Below are 17,128 nucleotides of genomic sequence, written 5' to 3' on the forward strand. Positions count from 1 at the left end.
GGGGAGCGGGGGTAGTGCGATGCGGTGGATGCTCACACTTGCGGTGGCGTTGTCGGGGGTGTTCTCGAGCATTTTCGTTGTGCCCGGCGGGGCGAATGCGGTGCCGGGAATCTGCCCGCCGACCTGCGATGCGATCCCCGACGCGGCGTGGATCGAGCCGAGCTCGCTGCCGCTGAACTCGATCTACCGCTGGCCGTCGCTGGCCGGCCTAGCGGTCACGGCCCCGGCGCCCCGATTCGAGTTCGAGTCGTGGTGCGTCACCCCCGACTCGTCCTCGGATCCCCGCCGCTACGCCGTCGCCGCGCGCGCCGCCGTACCCAACCCGGACGGCCAGTGGAACCTGCAGGTCCAGGTCATCCACTGGCGCGGCGACACAGTCACCGGCGGCCAGACCGCACTCGAGGTGCTGGAGAAGGCGCGCATCGCGCTGGCGTCGTGCAGCGACGGCGTGTCGCCATCGCTGACCACCAACGAGGTCGACCGCATCGGCGCCGTGATCAGCGATACCGGCAGCCGGGTGATGCGGGTCTACCTGCTGGCCGACCCCACCAACAGCACCGTCGTCGAGGTCGCGCTGTGGACCACGCTGCCCGCCCGGGTCGAGTGGCCCGCGGTGCCCGACGTGCAGGTCTTCGATGCGATGGCGGCGCCGCTGTGCACCGCCTACCTCGGCTCGTGCCGGTGAGGCGGGCCCGCCGTCGCCGCAGGTAGAGTGTCCGCGTGGCAAAAGTGGTGGTTCACGTCATGCCGAAGACCGAGATCCTCGACCCGCAGGGGCAGGCGATCGTCGGCGCGCTGGGTCGGCTCGGCTTCGATGGCATCTCAGATGTGCGGCAGGGCAAGCGGTTCGAGCTCGAGGTCGACGACGCGGTCGACGACGAGAAGCTCGCCGCGATCGCCGAATCGCTGCTCGCCAACACGGTGATCGAGGACTGGACGGTCACCCGGGAGGACGGTTCATGACCCGTGTGGGCGTGATCACATTCCCCGGCACGCTCGACGACATCGACGCCGCGCGGGCAGTGCGCCTGGCCGGCGGCGAAGCCGTCAACCTCTGGCACGCCGACGCCGACCTCAAAGGCGTCGACGCCGTCATCGTGCCCGGTGGCTTCTCCTACGGCGACTACCTGCGGTGCGGCGCGATCGCCCGCTTCGCGCCGGTGATGGGTGAGGTGGTGGCCGCCGCGGAGCGAGGGATGCCGGTGCTGGGCATCTGCAACGGTTTCCAGGTCCTGTGCGAAGCGGGGCTGCTGCCCGGCGCACTGACCCGCAACGTCGGGCTGCACTTCGTCTGCCGCGACGTATGGCTCGAGGTCGCATCGAACACATCGGCGTGGTCGACGCGCTACGAGCAGGGCGCAGATCTGCTGGTGCCGCTGAAGTCCGGCGAGGGCCGCTACGTCGCCAGCACCGAAGTGCTCGACGAACTCGAAGGCGAGGGCCGCGTGGTCTTCCGGTACCGGGAGAACATCAACGGCTCGATGCGCGACGTCGCCGGCATCAGCTCGGCCAACGGCCGCGTCGTCGGCCTGATGCCGCACCCCGAGCACGCGACCGAGGCGCTGACCGGCCCGTCTGACGACGGGCTCGGCATGTTCTATTCGGCGTTGGACGCGATCCTGGTCTCCTGAGCCCGGTGCCGGTTCGCTGGCGCGAACGCAGCCGATTGGTGCGCGCGATGCGCCTGTGGCGGACGCGCAACCCACGCACGTTCCGCGACAAGGTGCGGTACAAGATGCTGCGAGACCACCGTCAGCTCGTCGTGACGTTCGCCGACAAGGCTGCGGTTCGTGACTACGTCGCCGGTGTGGTGGGGGACCGCTACCTTCCGCGGGTGTACGCAATCCTCGACGATCCCGCGGCGCTGACCGAGGTCGGTCTGCCGGCTGCGTACGTGGTGAAGCCGACTCACGGCAGCGGGGCGGCGATCGTCGTCTCTTCTCGCGCGCCGCAGGCGGCTCGTCTACCGACTGAGCCCGGCAGCTGGGTGTATTCGCATGTCCGTCCGGAGGCGGCGCCGCTGTCCGATCTGATCCGTATCGCGACCGGCTGGTTGGCGCAGCTCTACGGCCAAGGGCCCAATCGGGAATGGGTGTACGGGCGCGTTCCGCGACGGGTCATCGTCGAGGAGATGCTCGTCGGTTGCGACGGCTCGGTGCCCGACGACTACAAGTTCTTCGTGTTCCACGGCAGGTGCTGGTTCGTCCAGGTCGACACGGGCCGGTTCGGTTCGCGCACACAGGATTTCTTCACGGCGGGTTGGGAACACCTGGCGCTGCGGGGCAGCGCGCCGTGCGCAGATCACGCGCCCGCGAAGCCGGTTCAGTTGACCGAGATGATCGACGTCGCGGAGAAGCTCGGTGCCGAAACGGATTTCGTCAGAGTCGATCTGTACGACGTCGACGGGCGAGTTGTCTTCGGGGAACTGACGAGTTTTCCTGCGGGAGGAGACAGCCCGTTCGACCCCGAGACGTTCAACCTCGAGTTCGGCCGCCCCTGGACGGTTCCGCGTCGGTACTAGCGCGCTCATCTTGGTGCTCGGGCACCCCTTGGACCTGCGTTAGCGTTGTTCTGTGCTGGTTGATCCTGACGTGTTGCGGGCCTTCGCGGGACAGGTGGAGGAAGCCTCGAGCGCCATCAAGACCGTCGATGTGGGGCACACGGCCGCCACAGCTGCTGACGGTCTCCCCGGGTCGACGACGCAGTGGGCCGTGCGATTGGTCGGTGGCCACCTGACGACGCTGGCGGACGCGATCGCCGCCAACGTGATGAAGATGGGTAGCGCTGTACGTGGAGCGGGCGACACGTTCCAGGTCGAGGACACCGCGCTTGCCGGCTCTTTCGACAAACTCTTCTGATCGATGCTGCCGTCCCGGTCCCGCCTTCAAGGTTGGCGCCCCTATGACGGAACGCAGTTCACGTCCATCAAGTTTCGGGACGGCACCGAGGTGACGATGACAAGAACCGCGGACGGCAAGACCTCTGGTGGTGTCACGACAGGCGATGGGCGACACGGTGTCCTGCCGGATGAGTTCTTCACGCATCCCGTCATCACCGTCACCGGAGGCGTGCTGACCGGGTTGGAAGAGCAGGCTGAGCGGGGCATCCCCATGCTGACCGAGGAGTCAGTCGAAAACCTCGGCAAGGCAGGGAAATATGGCGGCCCAGCGCTGGGAGTCGCCACCGCCCTGTATGACACCGTCACTGCCAAGACTTTTCAGGACGCGTGTGTGGCTGCTATCTCGGGGACGGCGGGAGTGGCGGGGGCCTACGCACTCGGAGGTCTGGGTGCGGCGGGCATCACCGCCTTGGGACAGCCCCAGTTCGCACCGATTGCTGCAGGTGCTGGCGACGTGCTCGGTGGTTGGGGTTTCGGATATCTGGGCGGCTTTATCGGCAACGTGGTATGCCGCTGATGAAGTCGTCCGTAGTCGTCTGGTCGGCCGTCGTGTTCGGCGCTTTCGCCGCGTTCACGGCAGCAGTTGCGTGCGTCCAGTTCGCGAGGCTGGAGGTGCCGAGCGGACTGGTGGCGCTAGGAGGATCGATCTTCTGCCTGGGGTTCGTCATTCCCGCTTTCAAGAACGTTCCCGGCCGGGTGAAGCCACGTGTGCACTCCGATGGTGACGGAACGACGTTCTTGCCCGATCGAGGCATCGAACTTCCCTTGCAGGTGGGGATGGCCGGTGCCCTCATGTCTTCGGTGTTGATACTGATACTTCTTCCCACGGGGCGCCTCGCGATTCCAGTCCCACCGAATATGCGTTATGCCCTGCCCTTCACGGCGTCTTTCCTCGTGGTGGGTATTGCGCCGATGCTGTGGCGAAACCTGCGCCGCGGCAGCATGAGTCGTCTACGGCTGACGGAGCGAGGGTTGGAATTCCTGGAGGGCTGGCGGCCGCAATCGGCTGACTGGTCATCGGTGGAGGACGTGACTTCTCAAGCTCCGCAGCCGAAGAAATCCCCGCCGAGTGCGATTGTGGTTATCCTGTCCGACGACACGGTGTTGTCGTTCACAGCCTCTGCCTACACCCCCGGCGGAGTTGCATTGCGGAATCTGGTCCAGTTCTACTGGCGCCATCCCGAGGCCCGCGGCGAACTGACCGACGGGCGAGCTGCCGAGCGACTCGTCGCGTTGCACTGACGGGCCCCTCGGCGGGCGCTCGCACGCGGGAGGTGCCCCCCGCTCGCCGAACCTGGTCAGTCGTCGGAGGCTGTGCCGTTCTTGCCGTCACTGCCAGACTTCGACCCGCCTTTGCCCCCGGTACCCGGCGTGCCGCCGGTACCGGTGTCGCCTCCGTCGCCGCCATCACCGCGCTCGCCGGCATTACCCCCGTTGCCCCCGGTGTCGCTGCCGTCGCCGCCGTCCCCACCGTTTCCGGTGCGGCTCCCGCCATTGCCGCCGACGCCCCCGGACCCTGATCCGCCGTCGCCTCGACCGCCTCTGCCGCCGTTGCCCTTTCGGCCCGCATCGCCGCCATCGCCACCGCCGCCGATGCCGAACTCCGATTCGCCGATGCCTGCTCCACCGAAGCCGCCGTTACCGGACTGCGTGCCACCGTTGCCGCCGTCACCGCCGATACCGGCGAAGGTTCCGCGACCTGTGCCGCCAATGCCCCCGTTGCCGACACGACCGCCGTCGCCGCCGTCGCCGCCGACAGCCACACCGTCATCGGGATCTGTGGCGGTCGCGTTGCCCCCGTTGCCGCCGCGACCGACGCCGAGCGCATCGCCGCCCCAGCCTGCAACTGCTGACGAGGTCGCGGTCGCGTCGCCGCCTCGGCCGCCCTGGCCCGACACTGAGCCACCGTTACCGCCGTCGCCGCCGTATGCGCCGTCGGCTGTCTCCGACCCACCTTCGCCGCCACGCCCGCCGTCGCCACGCGAGCCGGCGTCACCGCCGTCGCCCCCGGTGGCGTTGTTGCCTCGCGCATCGCCGCCGTCGCCGCCGTTACCGCCGAGGCGGCCGCCCCGGCCGCCGGTGCCGCCGGTGCCGTTGTCGACGTCGGCGTCGCCGCCCCTGCCGCCGTTACCGAACACGCCGGCATCGCCACCGTTGCCAGCGGTTGTGAACTCGGCGTTGGCCTTCCCGCCGTTGCCTCCGCGGCCGGCGATTGAGCCGCCCAGGCCGCCGTCACCTGCTGCTGTCGTCGCGGTGGCATCAGCACCCGCTCCGCCCGTCCCGAAAAGACCTGCAGATCCGCCACTTCCGCCATTGGCGCCGGCGCCGCCGTTGCCCCAGATGAGACCGCCGCGGCCGCCATTGCAGGCGTCGCCGGTACAGTCGAGCGCGGCGTCGACTCCATTGCCGAACAGGCGAATTCGTTGATCGGTGGTGACGAGCGCGCCGACAGAGTCGGCTCGGTCCCGGGCTGCCGCGGACGACGACCCGCAGCCGGTCCCCCAGCAGATTCGTCTGTCGCTGAAAGTCCAGAAAACTTCGCGCAGATTGAATCCTGTCACCGACACGGTATTCGAATTGCCCGTCAGGGTCATGTGGAAGCCCTGCGAGTCGATGCCCGCGGCATTGCCGTTGCCGGTCACCGTGAGATACGAGTAGTCGCCGGTGCTGTTGAGGCTGTTGTTCGCACCGTTGATGGTGACCGTCACCTGCTTGCCGGTCGCGCGGGCGGCGTTCCCGTCACCATCGATGATGACCTTGGTGCCGTCTCCGTTGGCCTCGGCGCGTGAAATGCCGTTCACGATCGTCGCCTCGGCTCCCTCGCCCACGGCGAGAGCCCAGGAGTCTGGGCCGGTCGACCTCGCGAGCGCTGAGCCCTCCTGATGCTTGAGCTCACCGTTGATCGAGATCGAGAGGTTTCCGGCCGTGGGTTTGGTCGGAGTGGCCGCGTTCGCCATCAGAGGCGACACCACCCCGATGCTCATCGCGGCTGCCGCCACCCCGACACGTCCCAAAGAACTACGCCGCACCATTCCCCCAAAGTTCGACTTAACGTTTGCTCGAATGCTCCAATGGGCAAGCGCGCACCGACCCCCGACCGAGTGTCGTGGTGCTGTTCCCCCAGTTCATTGCGCATTCAAGCAGCATCAAGAAAGCTATCAGCCATCGCACACGCGTGTCAGAGGTTTGGCGAACGGGTGTGCTCGATACCTCGCGCGAGCGTGCGCGAAATGCCAACTTCTCGCGGTGTGTCGCGTGCAAACACGCGCGCTCGCCGAACAGGGTTACGGAGTCAGGGCGACTGAGGCTTCCGCTGTGTAGCAGAGGAACGTCAGCGTCTCCTCCAGATACAGCTGCACGGTCTCGGCATCGTGAGCCAGGTAGCCGATCGCGACGTCGGTGCCCAGCTGCAGATCGAAATCGCCTCCGCGCGTGGACAACACAAAGGCGCCGTCGATGGCGGGGGCCCAGATGATGTCACCGTCGACCAGGCGATTGATGTGCTCCAGAATCGGATAGCCATGTGCTGTCGTCTCAGCGACGCGGGTGTAGACATCCGCCGAGAGCAGCACCGCATACGGTCCGTCGACCCCCGCCAGTCGTAGCGCGCTCAAGGCCTGCGCGATGACATCGGGGATGGCCCGCGGATCCTCGGGCAATGCCAGCGCGGGGTTCGAGCTGCACGTGCGAATGCCACTGATCGAAGCTACGCCATAACCCTCGAAGATGGCCCGATCCTCGGCGAACGCCAGTTTCCTGGCCGCCTCCTTGACCGGATCCCAGTCCGAGTCTTGCGAGCCGCGCTCGACATCGTCGATGTCGATTCGGTTGATGCTGAACGGAACTCGCAGCCGCACCAGCGGACGCGCCTCCCGTAGATGGGCGATCACCCCGTCGCCCGGTGCGACGACGTCGACCAGATGCCCTGTACTCACCGCCGCCGTGACCGCGCCCCCGGGCTCGCTGACGTCGACCACCCGACGACCCGCTATGTGGCGCTTGAACGTTCGCGTAGCCTCCTGTTCGATCTCGGTCCATGCGGCATCGGTGATCGGAGCAAGTTCCCGGTACAGGTTGTTCATTGCGGTTGTCCTTTCAGACTGCCGATGGCCAGAGAGCCGCTCGCGCTCTGCGGTGCCGAATCGGGAAGCGGGGGAGGATCATCGAGGAAGTCCTGGGTCGGGGTGAAGAACATCGAGCCCGTGATCGCCGTCGAGAATTCCAGGATGTGATCGGTGGTGCCGGGCGGCGAACCGATGAACATGTTGGTGAGCATGCGTTCGGTCACCGCGGCCGAGCGCGAGTACCCGATGAAATAGGTGCCGAACTCACCGCGCCCGATCTGCCCGAACGGCATGTTGTGCCGCACGATCTTGAGTTCGGTGCCGTCGTCGTCTTCGATCACGTTGAGTGCCACATGAGAGTTGGCCGGCTTGACCGCATCGTCGAGTTCGATGTCGTCGAGCTTGGTGCGCCCGATCACCCGTTCCTGATCCTCGGTGGACAGCGCATTCCAGGCGGCCATGTCGTGCAAGTACTTCTGCACGTGCACATAGCAACCGCCCGCGAAATCCGGGTCTTCGTCACCGATCCGGGTGGCGCTGTCGGCGAGCGGGCCGTCGGGGTTCTCGGTGCCGTCGACGAAGCCGAGGAGGTCGCGGTTGTCGAAGAAGCGGAAGCCGTGGGTCTCGTCGACGACCGTGATCGGACCCATCGCGCCGACGATCTTGATCGCCAGTTCGAAGCAGACGTCCATCGTCTCCGCGCGGATGTGGAACAGCAGATCACCCGGCGTGGCCGGGGCCCGGTGCCGACCTCCGTCGAGTGCGACGAACGGGTGCAGCTCGACCGGCCTGGGACCGGAGAACAGCCGATCCCACGCTGTAGAACCGATCGACGTCACCACAGACAGGTGCTTGCTCGGGTCGCGAAACCCGATCGCGCGCACCAACCCCGCGATGTCGCCCAGCGCGTCGTGGACCGCCTGCTCTTCACCCTCGTCAATGGTCGCAACGAGAAAGATCGCCGCCGGGGTCAGCGGCGCGAGCACCGGCTGCGGCAGTAACTCGGGCACCGTCTGACCCTAAATCATGATCAATTACGGCGATCGACGAAGATGAAGAACCATGACGGCTGATGCGCAGGGTCTGTGTGAGTTCATCGACGCGTCCCCGTCGCCGTTCCACGCCTGCCGCACCGCCGCGGAGCGGCTGCGCGACGCCGGGTTCACCGAGCTGTCCGAGGGCGACGCGTGGACGGGCGCCGGCGACTCCTTCGTCATCCGCGCCGGCTCCCTGATCGCCTGGCGATCGACCGGAGAGCCGCACCTACCGTTCCGGATCGTCGGAGCACACACCGACAGCCCGAACCTGCGGGTCAAACAGCACCCGGACCGGACCGTCGCGGGCTGGCAGGTGGTGGCGCTGCAGCCCTACGGCGGCGCGTGGCTGAACTCCTGGCTCGACCGCGACCTCGGCCTCAGCGGCCGGCTCTCCGTGCGCGCCGGCGCCACCGCCTCCGACGTCCTGATCCGCATCGACGACCCGATCCTGCGCGTCCCGCAGCTGGCCATCCATCTGTCGGAGGACCGCAAAGGCGTCGAGCTGAACCCGCAGCGGCACGTGAACGCCGTCTGGGGGATCGGTGGCCCCCGCTCGTTCCTCGACTACGTCGCCGAGCGCGCCGAGGTCGACGCGGACGCGGTGCTCGGCTTCGACCTGATGACCCACGACCTGGCCCCCTCGCGTCTCACCGGCGTCGACCGTGAACTCGTCAGCGCACCGCGCCTGGACAACCAGGCGACCTGCTACGGCGGGCTGGAGGCCTTCCTGGCGGCGCCCGCCTCGACGGTGACACCGGTTCTGGTGCTGTTCGACCACGAGGAAGTGGGCTCGCAATCCGACCACGGCGCGCAGTCCGATCTGCTGCTGACAGTGCTCGAGCGCATCACGCTGGCAGCCGGTGGCGGCCGTGAAGATTTCCTGCGCCGGTGCTCGACCTCGATGGTGGCCTCCGGCGACATGGCGCACGCCACGCACCCGAACTATCCCGAACGGCACGAACCCGGGCACCTGATCGAGGTCAACGCCGGACCCGTGCTCAAGGTGCAGCCGAACCTGCGCTACGCCACCGACGGGCGCACCGCCGCGGCGTTCGCGCTGGCGTGCGAGCAGGCCGGGGTTGCGCTGCAGCGCTACGAGCACCGGGCCGACCTGCCGTGCGGCTCGACGATCGGACCGATGACCGCCGCGCGCACCGGCATTCCGACCGTCGACGTCGGCGCCGCCCAGTTGGCGATGCACTCGGCGCGCGAGGTGATGGGCGCCGCGGATGTCGCTGCCTATTCGGCTGCGTTGGCGGCGTTCTTGTCACCGGCCTGACCTAGGGTCTGCCCCATGTCACTCGACGTCGCGATGATCACCTTCGACTGTTCGGATCCCGATGCACTGGCCGGTTGGTGGGCCGAGGCGGTCGGCGGCCGCGTCAATGCCGAGGCGCCAGGCGAATTCGTCATGGTCGCGCGGGAGAACGGCCCCGCGCTGGGCTTCCAGCGGGTGGACGATCCGACACCCGGCAAGAACAAGGTGCACCTCGACCTCCACACCGCCGACAAGGAGGCCGAAGTGACCCGCCTGGTCGAGCTGGGGGCGCGAGAGACGGGACGGCATCAGCTACCGGGTTTCGACTGGGTCGTGCTGTCCGACCCGGAGGGCAACGCGTTCTGCATCGTCGGCGGATAGCCGCTGGCAAGATCTCCGTGTGCTGATCTCGCTGATCGCCTTCTCGGCGGTGTTCGCCGCGTGGGCGCTCGGTGCGGGACGGCTCGAGCGGGCCCGGCTGTCGGCGCCGATCGTGCTGATCGTGGCGGGCGTGGCCGCCGGCTTCACCACCTCTGACGCGCTGGCCGTCGCGCTCAACGCCGACGTCGCCCAGCACGGGGCCGAGATCATCCTCGCGGTGCTGCTGTTCGTCGACGCCACCGACGTCCGCGGTGGGCTGTTCGGCAGGGAGCCCCGCGCAGCGCTGCGCGTGCTGCTTCTCGCGATGCCGCTCAGCCTGGGACTGTCGGTGCTCCTCGGCGCGTGGATGCTGCCGGAGCTGTCCTTCGCGGTACTGCTGGTCATCGCGTGCGCGGTGGTACCGACCGATTTCGCGCCCGCGGCGACGATCCTGCGCGACGCCCGGGTGCCCGAGCGGGTACGCAACGTCCTCAACGTCGAAGCCGGCTACAACGACGGCATCGTCGCCCCGGTGTTCATCTTCGCGCTGGCATTCGCAGGGGATGACGTGCGCACCGAGACGCCGCTGCGCGCGCTGGGCTCGGCCGTGCCCCAGGCCCTGACCGCGATCGTCGTCGGCGGTGCCGTCGGTGCGCTGCTGGCGCTCGCGATCAACGGCGCCACCCGCCGCGGCTGGATGACTGGTCAGAGCGTGCGGATGATCTTGGTCACTGCGCCCATGCTGGCCTACGGGCTGAGCCTCGCGTTCGACGGCAACGGATTCGTCTCGGCGTTCGTCTGTGGGATCACGTTCCACTACCTGCGGCACTCCCCGTCCTGGCACGAGGAACTGGAGTTCGTCGACGACATCGGCTTTCTGCTGTCAGCGATCATGTGGTTCGTCGTCGGCGCTGTCGCCGTCCTCGCCGTCGAGCGCGGAGTCTCCTGGCAGACGGTGGTTTTCTGCCTGCTGGCATTGACCCTCGTCCGCGTGGTCCCGGTCATGTTGGCGATGCTGCGATCACGTTTCTCCTGGCGGGAGCGCATGATGCTGGCCTGGCTGGGGCCGCGCGGAACGTCGACGATCGTGTTCGGTCTGCTGGCCTACAACGTGCTCGACGGCGCCGAGGAACACGACGTCCTGGCCGTCATGGTGGTCGTGGTGCTGGGCAGCGTCGTGATCCACGGGCTGATCGCGCCGTCCGCCGCGGCACGCTGGTCGCGCACCGAGAACTAGACTGTCCGGCGTGACGTCCGGGCTCACCCACGAAGTCGACACGGTCGACAACGCCGCTTCCACCCCCGATCAGCCGCAGCCGTTCCGCGAACTCGGTCTCAAGGACGACGAGTACGCGCGCATCCGCGAGATCCTCGGCCGGCGCCCCACCGACGCCGAACTGGCGATGTACTCGGTGATGTGGAGTGAGCACTGCTCCTACAAGTCCTCCAAGGTCCACCTCCGCTACTTCGGTGAGACGACCACCGCGAAGATGCGCGAAGCGATGCTCGCGGGCATCGGGGAGAACGCCGGCGTGGTCGACATCGGCGACGGCTGGGCGGCGACATTCAAGGTCGAGTCCCACAACCATCCCTCCTACATCGAGCCCTACCAGGGCGCGGCCACCGGCGTCGGCGGCATCGTCCGCGACATCATGGCGATGGGCGCCCGCCCGGTCGCGGTGATGGACCAACTGCGCTTCGGCGCGGCCGACGCCCCCGACACCCGGCGCGTGCTCGACGGCGTGGTACGCGGTGTCGGCGGCTACGGCAACTCGCTCGGACTGCCCAACATCGGCGGCGAGACGGTCTTCGACGCCAGCTACGCCGGCAACCCGTTGGTCAACGCGCTGTGCGTGGGTGTGCTGCGGACCGAGGACCTCAAGCTCGCGTTCGCCTCCGGTGCGGGCAACAAGATCATCCTGTTCGGTGCGCGTACCGGCCTCGACGGCATCGGTGGGGTCTCCGTGCTCGCGTCGGAGACCTTCGGCGGTGACGAAAGCGGCGCGGGCCGAAAGAAGCTGCCGAGCGTCCAGGTCGGTGACCCGTTCACCGAGAAGGTGCTCATCGAGTGCTGCCTCGAGCTGTACGCCGCGGACCTCGTGGTGGGTATCCAAGACCTCGGTGGTGCCGGATTGTCCTGCGCCACATCGGAATTGGCCTCGGCCGGCGACGGTGGCATGCGGGTCGAGCTGGATCAGGTGCCGCTGCGTGCGGCGAACATGACCCCGGCGGAGATCCTGTCCAGCGAGTCGCAGGAACGCATGTGCGCGGTCGTCACCCCCGAGAACGTCGACGCGTTCCTCGCGGTGTGCCGCAAGTGGGATGTGCTGGCCACCGTGATCGGCGAGGTCACCGACGGTGACCGCCTCGAAATCACGTGGCACGGCGAGACGGTCGTCGACGTGCCGCCACGCACCGTCGCTCACGAGGGACCCGTCTACGAGCGACCGGTGGAGCGCCCCGACACCCAGGACGCGCTCAACGCCGACACCTCGGCGACGCTGCCCCGACCCTCCACCGGTGACGAGCTGCGCGCGACCCTGTTGGCGATGATCGGCAGCCCGCACCTCTGCAGCCGCGCGTTCATCACCGAGCAGTACGACCGCTATGTGCGAGGCAACACCGTGCTGGCCGAGAACGCCGACGGCGGAGTGCTGCGCGTCGACGAGGAAACCGGCCGCGGGATCGCGATCTCCACCGATGCGTCCGGCCGCTACACCGCGCTGGACCCGTACACCGGTGCGCAGCTCGCGCTCGCCGAGGCCTACCGCAACGTCGCGGTCACCGGCGCCACCCCCGTCGCGGTGACCAACTGCCTGAACTTCGGCTCACCCGAAGACCCGGGCGTGATGTGGCAGTTCTCGCAGGCGGTCCGCGGTCTCGCCGACGGTGCTGCGGCACTGGGCATTCCGGTCACCGGCGGCAACGTCAGCTTCTACAACCAGACCGGCACCACGCCGATCCTGCCGACTCCCGTCGTCGGCATCCTGGGCGTCATCGACGACGTGAAGCGGCGCATCCCCACCGGATTCGGCACCGAACCCGGGGAGACGCTGATCCTGCTCGGCGACACCCACGACGAATTCGACGGCTCCATCTGGGCGCAGGTGACCGCCGATCACCTCGGCGGCGTGCCGCCCCGGGTGGACCTCGAGAGGGAACGTCTGCTGGCCGAGGTGCTGACCGCCGCTTCCCGCGACGGTCTCGTCTCCGCTGCGCACGATCTGTCGGAGGGCGGGCTGATCCAGGCGGCCGTCGAAGGCGCCCTGACCGGCGAAACCGGTTGCCGCCTCATCCTTCCCGACGGTTCGGACGCCTTCGTCTTCCTGTTCTCCGAGTCGGCGGGGCGCGTGCTCGTGGCGGTGCCCCGCACGGAGGAGAGCCGGTTCACCGCGATGTGCGAGGCCCGCGGATTGCCGGCGACCCGCGTCGGTGTGGTCGACCAGGGCCCCGAGGGCGGCGAGCCAGCAGTCGAGGTGCAGGGTCTGTTCACGGTCAGCCTGCAGGAGTTGCGACAGACTTCGGAAGGTGTGTTGCCCGGGTTGTTCGGGTGACCTCTTCGGAGTCCGCCACACACCCCTTCTACGTCTGGGCGTGGGGCCTGCTGAGGCTGGACTTCACCGGAATCGCGTTCGCCGCGCTGTTCTTCTGCCTGTCCCTGACACCGTCGCTGCTGCCGAGGGACTGGCTGTTCCAGGGACTGATCGGCGGGATCAACGCGGCCATCGGTTACGGCATCGGGGTGTTCGTCGCGCGCATGGCGCGCCGGTTCGTGCTCACCGGCCGATCCTGGTGGCCGCCGTCGCTGGCGGTGTCCTCGGCGCTGAAAACAGGCACCGTGGTGCTGTCACTGCTGGCCTGTGTGCTGATGGTGATACCGGCCGCCGGCTGGCAGCGTCAGGTGTCGGCGTTGATGGGCCTGCCCGGACCGAGCACCGCGAGTTATCTGCGGACCCTGGTGCTCGCCGCGGTCATCGGCGGTGTGTGCGTCGCGGTCACCCGTGCGCTCATCGACCTGATTCGCACCCTGGCGCGCTACCTGATCCGGCGATGGCGCATCTCTGACGAATTGGCGCTCTTCATCGGCACCGCGATCGTGGTCGTGCTGGTGCTCACGCTGGTCAACGGCGTGCTGCTGCGGGGTTTCCTGGCCGGCGCGAACCGCGTCTTCCAACCGCAGAACGCCACCACCATGGCGGGTATCAGTCAGTCGCGGGAGCCGGAAAGGTCCGGCAGTCCAGAATCTTTCGCGCCGTGGGACACGCTGGGCTATCAGGGCCGCAGCTTCGTCGCCACCGGGCCGAGTGCGGCCGAACTCACCGCCATCAACGGCAGGCCCGCCAAGGAACCGGTCCGGGTCTATGTCGGACTGGAAACCGCCGACAGCGACGAGGCGAGAATGGCGGTCCTGCTCAGTGAGCTCCAACGCAGCGGTGCCTTCGATAGGAAGGTACTGGTGATCGCCCCCACCACGGGCACCGGGTGGATCAATCCGATCGCGGCGCGCTCGCTGGAGATGATGTACAACGGCGACACCGCGATCGTCGGATCGCAGTACTCCTTTCTACCGAGCTGGATCTCGTTCATCGGCGATCAGCGCAAGTCGGTCGAGTTCGGTCGGATGATGATCGATGCCATCCACCGACGCTGGGCCACCCAGCCACCGCAGCGCCGTCCGCAATTGCTGCTCTACGGTGAGAGCCTGGGCTCGATGGCCGGGCAGGGCGCGTTCGACTGGTTGCCCGACATCTCCCGGATGGGGTTCTCGTCGGTGTTGTGGGTGGGCCCGCCCAACGCCAGCTCGCTCTGGCACGCGATCACCGTCCGTCGCGACCCCGGCACCCCCGAGGTGCGCCCCCGCTACGACAACGGCCGCACCGTGCGGTTCTCTTTGGGCAACGACGCGGCCCAGATCGCCCGCGACACAGCGCAACCGTGGGACGGCACCAGGGTGCTCTTCCTGCAGCATCCCTCCGACCCGATCGTCTGGTGGTCCCCGGACCTGCTGTTCAGCCGGCCCGACTGGCTCACCGAGCCGCCAGGGCGGGACCGGACGGCTTCGATGCGGTGGTACCCGATCATCACGTTCTGGCAGGTGGCCGCCGACATGACCAACGCCTCGTCGGTCCCCGGCGGCCACGGTCACAACTACGGTGACTTCATCCTCGACGGATGGGCGGCGGTGGCGCCACCGCCGGGGTGGACACCGGCCGACACGGAACGCATCAGAACTGCTCTGGAACGCACGGAGTCCGAGGACGGTCAGTGAAACGCCAACGGCTGCATGCTTTTTCGCTTGCCGGATTCCTGCTGGGCTGGAGCGTGCTTGCGCCTCGGGTGCCGCGGCGTTGGTACCCCGCGCCACACGTGCTCCTCGGCGCGGCCGCCGTCGCGACGACCGACGCCCCGCTCGGCCTCCGCCCGCCCGCGCTGACACAGGGCCTTCGGTGGGGTAGTGCCGCCGCCGCCACTGTCGTTGCGGCAGTGGCACTGTCGGCGACACTGACACCGGTGCGAGCGGGCATGGTGGCACGCACGCCTCCCGCCTCGCCCGCGACGTGGCTGCTGCTGCACATCCCGCTGGGCACCGTGTGGTCCGAGGAGGCCGGCTACCGCGCGTCGCTCGGGTCCGTCGCCGCACGCGCGTTCGGCGTCACCGGCGGACGCTTGTTCACCGCTGCCGTGTTCGGGCTCTCCCACATTCCCGACGCCCGTGCTGCGCGCGACTCGGTGACCGGCACGGTGCTCGTCACCGGTGCGGCCGGCTGGATCTTCTCGTGGTTGCGGGACAGATCCGGCAGCCTCGCGGCGCCGATGCTCGCCCACCTCGCCGTCAACGAGGCCGGAGCCGTTGCGGCCGTTGTGTTCTCACGTCCGATCAGGGATTGATCGTGTACTGGCCGACCTGACGGCCCCACACGTAGTCGACGAGAAGCGGCTGGCCCAGCTCGACATGGTTGTACGGGGCCAGATTGAAGCCCGTGTCCATCACCAGATAGGGATTCGGCCACAGCTCGCGCGTGATCTTCTGCCAGCACCCGGGCCGGCCCTCGGGACCGCCCCGCGCGTTGACCCGCGGCAGGTTGTCCGGATACACGAACGGGTTGCCCGCACCGGTGATCGTGCCCGCCGCGCGCAGCGAATAGCCGTTGTCGCCCCCCAACACCCGAGTGATTTCGGGGGCCACCTCGGCATAGTTGCGGATGGTGCAGAACATCATGCCGCGGTAGTCGTCGAGCAACCGTGAGGTGGGCAGCAGATCGGCCGCCCCCCGAATCAGATACGGGCCGCCACGATCCAGCACCGACGTCGCCGGATCGGCGAAGCCGACCGCCGCCATCAACGCGGCGTCGATGTCGCCCGAGCGGGCGGACAGCGTGCGCGCCGTGGTGACCGCGGAGGCGAGTCCGTCGAGGAGATCGGGCGCGGCGTCGGCGTAGATGTCTGCCAGGCTCGTCAGCGAACGCACGTCGGCCCGCCACTGCGGCATCAGGTCGTCGAACTCGGTGAGGATGCGGTTGCCGTTCTCCAGCGACGTACCGAACCGGTCGCCCAGCCCGTTCAACGCCTCCGCTGTCGCGCTCAGCGTCTGATTCAACTTCACCGGGTCGACCTGCTCGGCGATCTCGGTGACCGTCTCGAACAAGGTGTTGAACTCCGTCGTCACCGCGGCGGCCCGCAGCACACTTCCGTCGGTGAGCCGTTGCGGCGCAGGGGTTTGCGGTGACATCAGGGAGATGTACTTGTTGCCGAACACCGTCGTCGCCCGGATCTCGGCTCCGGCATTGGCGGGGATGACGCCCATCACGTCGGGATCGACGTCCAAAGTCAGGGTGGCGCCCCCGTCGGCATCGGGCGCGATCTGCGCCACCCGGCCGACCTCGACCCCGTTGTATGTGACCTTCGCGCCGCGTTCGACGACCAGCCCGGCCCGGTTCGAGAGCAGCGTCACCGTCGAGTACGTCGTGAAGTCCCCCCGGAACTGCAGGAAGAGGACCGCGCCGAAAACGGCGATCACCACGAGCATCAACGCGCCCAGCCGCCGGTAGGGCGGTGCGTCCGGGGCTGAAGACACTTTGAGAACCTAGATCATGGCCGTTCGCCGTGCTGTCGATCCGGAAAAGACCCGCGCCGCCGTGGCCGCGGTGGCCGATTGGCTGCGCGACGAACACGCAGAAGCCCCGCCGCGTCCCCAGGTGGCGGAGGCGGTGCGTTCGACGGCCAGGACGTTGGCGTCCATTGCGCCCGGGGCGTCCGTCGAGGTGAGGGTGCCGCCCTTTGTCGCGGTCCAGTGCGTGGCCGGACCCCGACACACCCGCGGCACCCCACCCAACATCGTCGAAACAGACCCGCGCACCTGGCTGTTGCTGGCCACCGGCCTGCGCACCATCGACGACGCGGCCGCCGCCGGCGCACTCCAGCTGTCCGGCTCGCGGGCCCGGGACATCGCGGCGGCCCTGCCGTTGGTGGCGCTGCCGCAGTGACCCGGGGAATCGGCGCGCCGCCGGCG

General features: G+C 68.2%; 18 protein-coding genes. 14 read left to right on the forward strand and 4 right to left on the reverse strand.

Annotated elements, in window-relative coordinates; all coding sequences use genetic code 11:
* Window positions 1-28: 28 nt before the first annotated feature.
* The 7 genes from DMB80_RS01530 to DMB80_RS01560 are packed head-to-tail and all read left to right on the forward strand — an operon-like array spanning window position 29 to window position 4,141.
* Window positions 29-685, forward strand: a complete 657-nt coding sequence (locus DMB80_RS01530; RefSeq protein ID WP_111508243.1) for an ATPase — start codon at window positions 29-31, stop codon at window positions 683-685.
* A gap of 35 nt (window positions 686-720) precedes the next feature.
* A complete protein-coding gene (gene purS, locus DMB80_RS01535; protein ID WP_046362175.1) occupies window positions 721-963 on the forward strand; it encodes a phosphoribosylformylglycinamidine synthase subunit PurS in 243 nt (80 codons plus the stop codon).
* Window positions 960-1,631: a phosphoribosylformylglycinamidine synthase subunit PurQ gene (gene purQ / locus DMB80_RS01540; RefSeq protein WP_111508244.1), complete on the forward strand. Its 672-nt coding sequence runs from the start codon at window positions 960-962 to the stop codon at window positions 1,629-1,631. Before purS ends, purQ begins: the two co-directional genes overlap by 4 nt.
* 5 nt (window positions 1,632-1,636) lie before the next feature.
* Window positions 1,637-2,521, forward strand: a complete 885-nt coding sequence (locus DMB80_RS01545; RefSeq protein ID WP_240430951.1) for an ATP-grasp fold amidoligase family protein — start codon at window positions 1,637-1,639, stop codon at window positions 2,519-2,521.
* A gap of 52 nt (window positions 2,522-2,573) precedes the next feature.
* Window positions 2,574-2,858, forward strand: coding sequence for a type VII secretion target (locus DMB80_RS01550; protein ID WP_111508245.1), 285 nt, complete (start codon window positions 2,574-2,576; stop codon window positions 2,856-2,858).
* A gap of 3 nt (window positions 2,859-2,861) precedes the next feature.
* Window positions 2,862-3,416, forward strand: a complete 555-nt coding sequence (locus DMB80_RS01555) for a hypothetical protein (RefSeq protein WP_205538452.1) — start codon at window positions 2,862-2,864, stop codon at window positions 3,414-3,416.
* Entirely contained in the window at window positions 3,407-4,141 is a 735-nt protein-coding gene (locus DMB80_RS01560; RefSeq protein WP_111508246.1) for a hypothetical protein, read from the forward strand. Before DMB80_RS01555 ends, DMB80_RS01560 begins: the two co-directional genes overlap by 10 nt.
* A 56-nt stretch (window positions 4,142-4,197) precedes the next feature.
* On the opposite strand, the gene DMB80_RS01565 is transcribed toward DMB80_RS01560, so the two are convergent.
* The 3 genes from DMB80_RS01565 to DMB80_RS01575 all read right to left on the reverse strand — a co-directional run bounded on the left by DMB80_RS01565 (window position 4,198) and on the right by DMB80_RS01575 (window position 7,973).
* Entirely contained in the window at window positions 4,198-5,898 is a 1,701-nt protein-coding gene (locus tag DMB80_RS01565; protein WP_205538455.1) for a YdhT family protein, read from the reverse strand.
* A 285-nt stretch (window positions 5,899-6,183) separates the two neighbouring features.
* The gene (locus tag DMB80_RS01570; RefSeq protein WP_111508247.1) at window positions 6,184-6,981 is read right to left on the reverse strand and encodes a family 1 encapsulin nanocompartment shell protein; all 798 of its coding nucleotides are present in this window, start codon (window positions 6,979-6,981) and stop codon (window positions 6,184-6,186) included.
* Window positions 6,978-7,973 carry a Dyp-type peroxidase gene (locus DMB80_RS01575; protein ID WP_111508248.1) on the reverse strand — a complete coding sequence of 332 codons (996 nt, stop codon included), beginning with the start codon at window positions 7,971-7,973 and terminating at the stop codon, window positions 6,978-6,980. The genes DMB80_RS01570 and DMB80_RS01575 overlap by 4 nt, the downstream gene beginning before the upstream one ends.
* Before the next feature lie 52 nt (window positions 7,974-8,025).
* Between DMB80_RS01575 and DMB80_RS01580 the strand changes: the two genes are divergently transcribed.
* The 6 genes from DMB80_RS01580 to DMB80_RS01605 are packed head-to-tail and all read left to right on the forward strand — an operon-like array spanning window position 8,026 to window position 15,507.
* A complete protein-coding gene (locus DMB80_RS01580; protein ID WP_111508249.1) occupies window positions 8,026-9,279 on the forward strand; it encodes a M18 family aminopeptidase in 1,254 nt (417 codons plus the stop codon).
* A gap of 15 nt (window positions 9,280-9,294) precedes the next feature.
* Complete coding sequence (locus DMB80_RS01585; protein WP_046365583.1) at window positions 9,295-9,639, forward strand: VOC family protein; 345 nt, start codon at window positions 9,295-9,297, stop codon at window positions 9,637-9,639.
* 19 nt (window positions 9,640-9,658) lie between these two features.
* A complete protein-coding gene (locus DMB80_RS01590) occupies window positions 9,659-10,855 on the forward strand; it encodes a cation:proton antiporter (protein ID WP_111508250.1) in 1,197 nt (398 codons plus the stop codon).
* Window positions 10,856-10,865: 10 nt separating this feature from the next.
* Complete coding sequence (purL, locus tag DMB80_RS01595; RefSeq protein WP_111508251.1) at window positions 10,866-13,172, forward strand: phosphoribosylformylglycinamidine synthase subunit PurL; 2,307 nt, start codon at window positions 10,866-10,868, stop codon at window positions 13,170-13,172.
* Window positions 13,169-14,887, forward strand: coding sequence for an alpha/beta hydrolase (locus DMB80_RS01600; RefSeq protein ID WP_111508252.1), 1,719 nt, complete (start codon window positions 13,169-13,171; stop codon window positions 14,885-14,887). Before purL ends, DMB80_RS01600 begins: the two co-directional genes overlap by 4 nt.
* On the forward strand, window positions 14,884-15,507 hold the full coding sequence (locus DMB80_RS01605; protein ID WP_240430952.1) for an Rv0804 family intramembrane glutamic endopeptidase: 624 nt from the start codon (window positions 14,884-14,886) through the stop codon (window positions 15,505-15,507). Before DMB80_RS01600 ends, DMB80_RS01605 begins: the two co-directional genes overlap by 4 nt.
* Here the strand turns inward: DMB80_RS01605 and DMB80_RS01610 are convergent.
* The gene (locus DMB80_RS01610; RefSeq protein ID WP_420812099.1) at window positions 15,497-16,693 is read right to left on the reverse strand and encodes an MCE family protein; all 1,197 of its coding nucleotides are present in this window, start codon (window positions 16,691-16,693) and stop codon (window positions 15,497-15,499) included. The two genes, DMB80_RS01605 and DMB80_RS01610, sit on opposite strands and share 11 nt — an antisense overlap.
* A gap of 16 nt (window positions 16,694-16,709) precedes the next feature.
* Between DMB80_RS01610 and DMB80_RS01615 the strand changes: the two genes are divergently transcribed.
* Entirely contained in the window at window positions 16,710-17,102 is a 393-nt protein-coding gene (locus DMB80_RS01615; RefSeq protein ID WP_111508254.1) for a sterol carrier family protein, read from the forward strand.
* Window positions 17,103-17,128 lie beyond the last annotated feature (26 nt).

Source organism: Mycobacterium kyogaense, from assembly GCF_003254575.1.
Classification (GTDB): domain Bacteria; phylum Actinomycetota; class Actinomycetes; order Mycobacteriales; family Mycobacteriaceae; genus Mycobacterium; species Mycobacterium kyogaense.

What these genes read in the sequence shown, in the direction of transcription:
- purQ (WP_111508244.1), top strand. Translation starts at nt 960, where the DNA reads ATGACCCGTGTGGGCGTGATCACATTCCCCGGCACGCTCGACGACATC.
- DMB80_RS01570 (WP_111508247.1), bottom strand. Translation starts at nt 6,981, where the DNA reads ATGAACAACCTGTACCGGGAACTTGCTCCGATCACCGATGCCGCATGG.
- DMB80_RS01580 (WP_111508249.1), top strand. Translation starts at nt 8,026, where the DNA reads ATGACGGCTGATGCGCAGGGTCTGTGTGAGTTCATCGACGCGTCCCCG.
- DMB80_RS01555 (WP_205538452.1), top strand. Translation starts at nt 2,862, where the DNA reads ATGCTGCCGTCCCGGTCCCGCCTTCAAGGTTGGCGCCCCTATGACGGA.
- DMB80_RS01615 (WP_111508254.1), top strand. Translation starts at nt 16,710, where the DNA reads ATGGCCGTTCGCCGTGCTGTCGATCCGGAAAAGACCCGCGCCGCCGTG.
- DMB80_RS01530 (WP_111508243.1), top strand. Translation starts at nt 29, where the DNA reads ATGCTCACACTTGCGGTGGCGTTGTCGGGGGTGTTCTCGAGCATTTTC.
- DMB80_RS01585 (WP_046365583.1), top strand. Translation starts at nt 9,295, where the DNA reads ATGTCACTCGACGTCGCGATGATCACCTTCGACTGTTCGGATCCCGAT.
- DMB80_RS01560 (WP_111508246.1), top strand. Translation starts at nt 3,407, where the DNA reads ATGCCGCTGATGAAGTCGTCCGTAGTCGTCTGGTCGGCCGTCGTGTTC.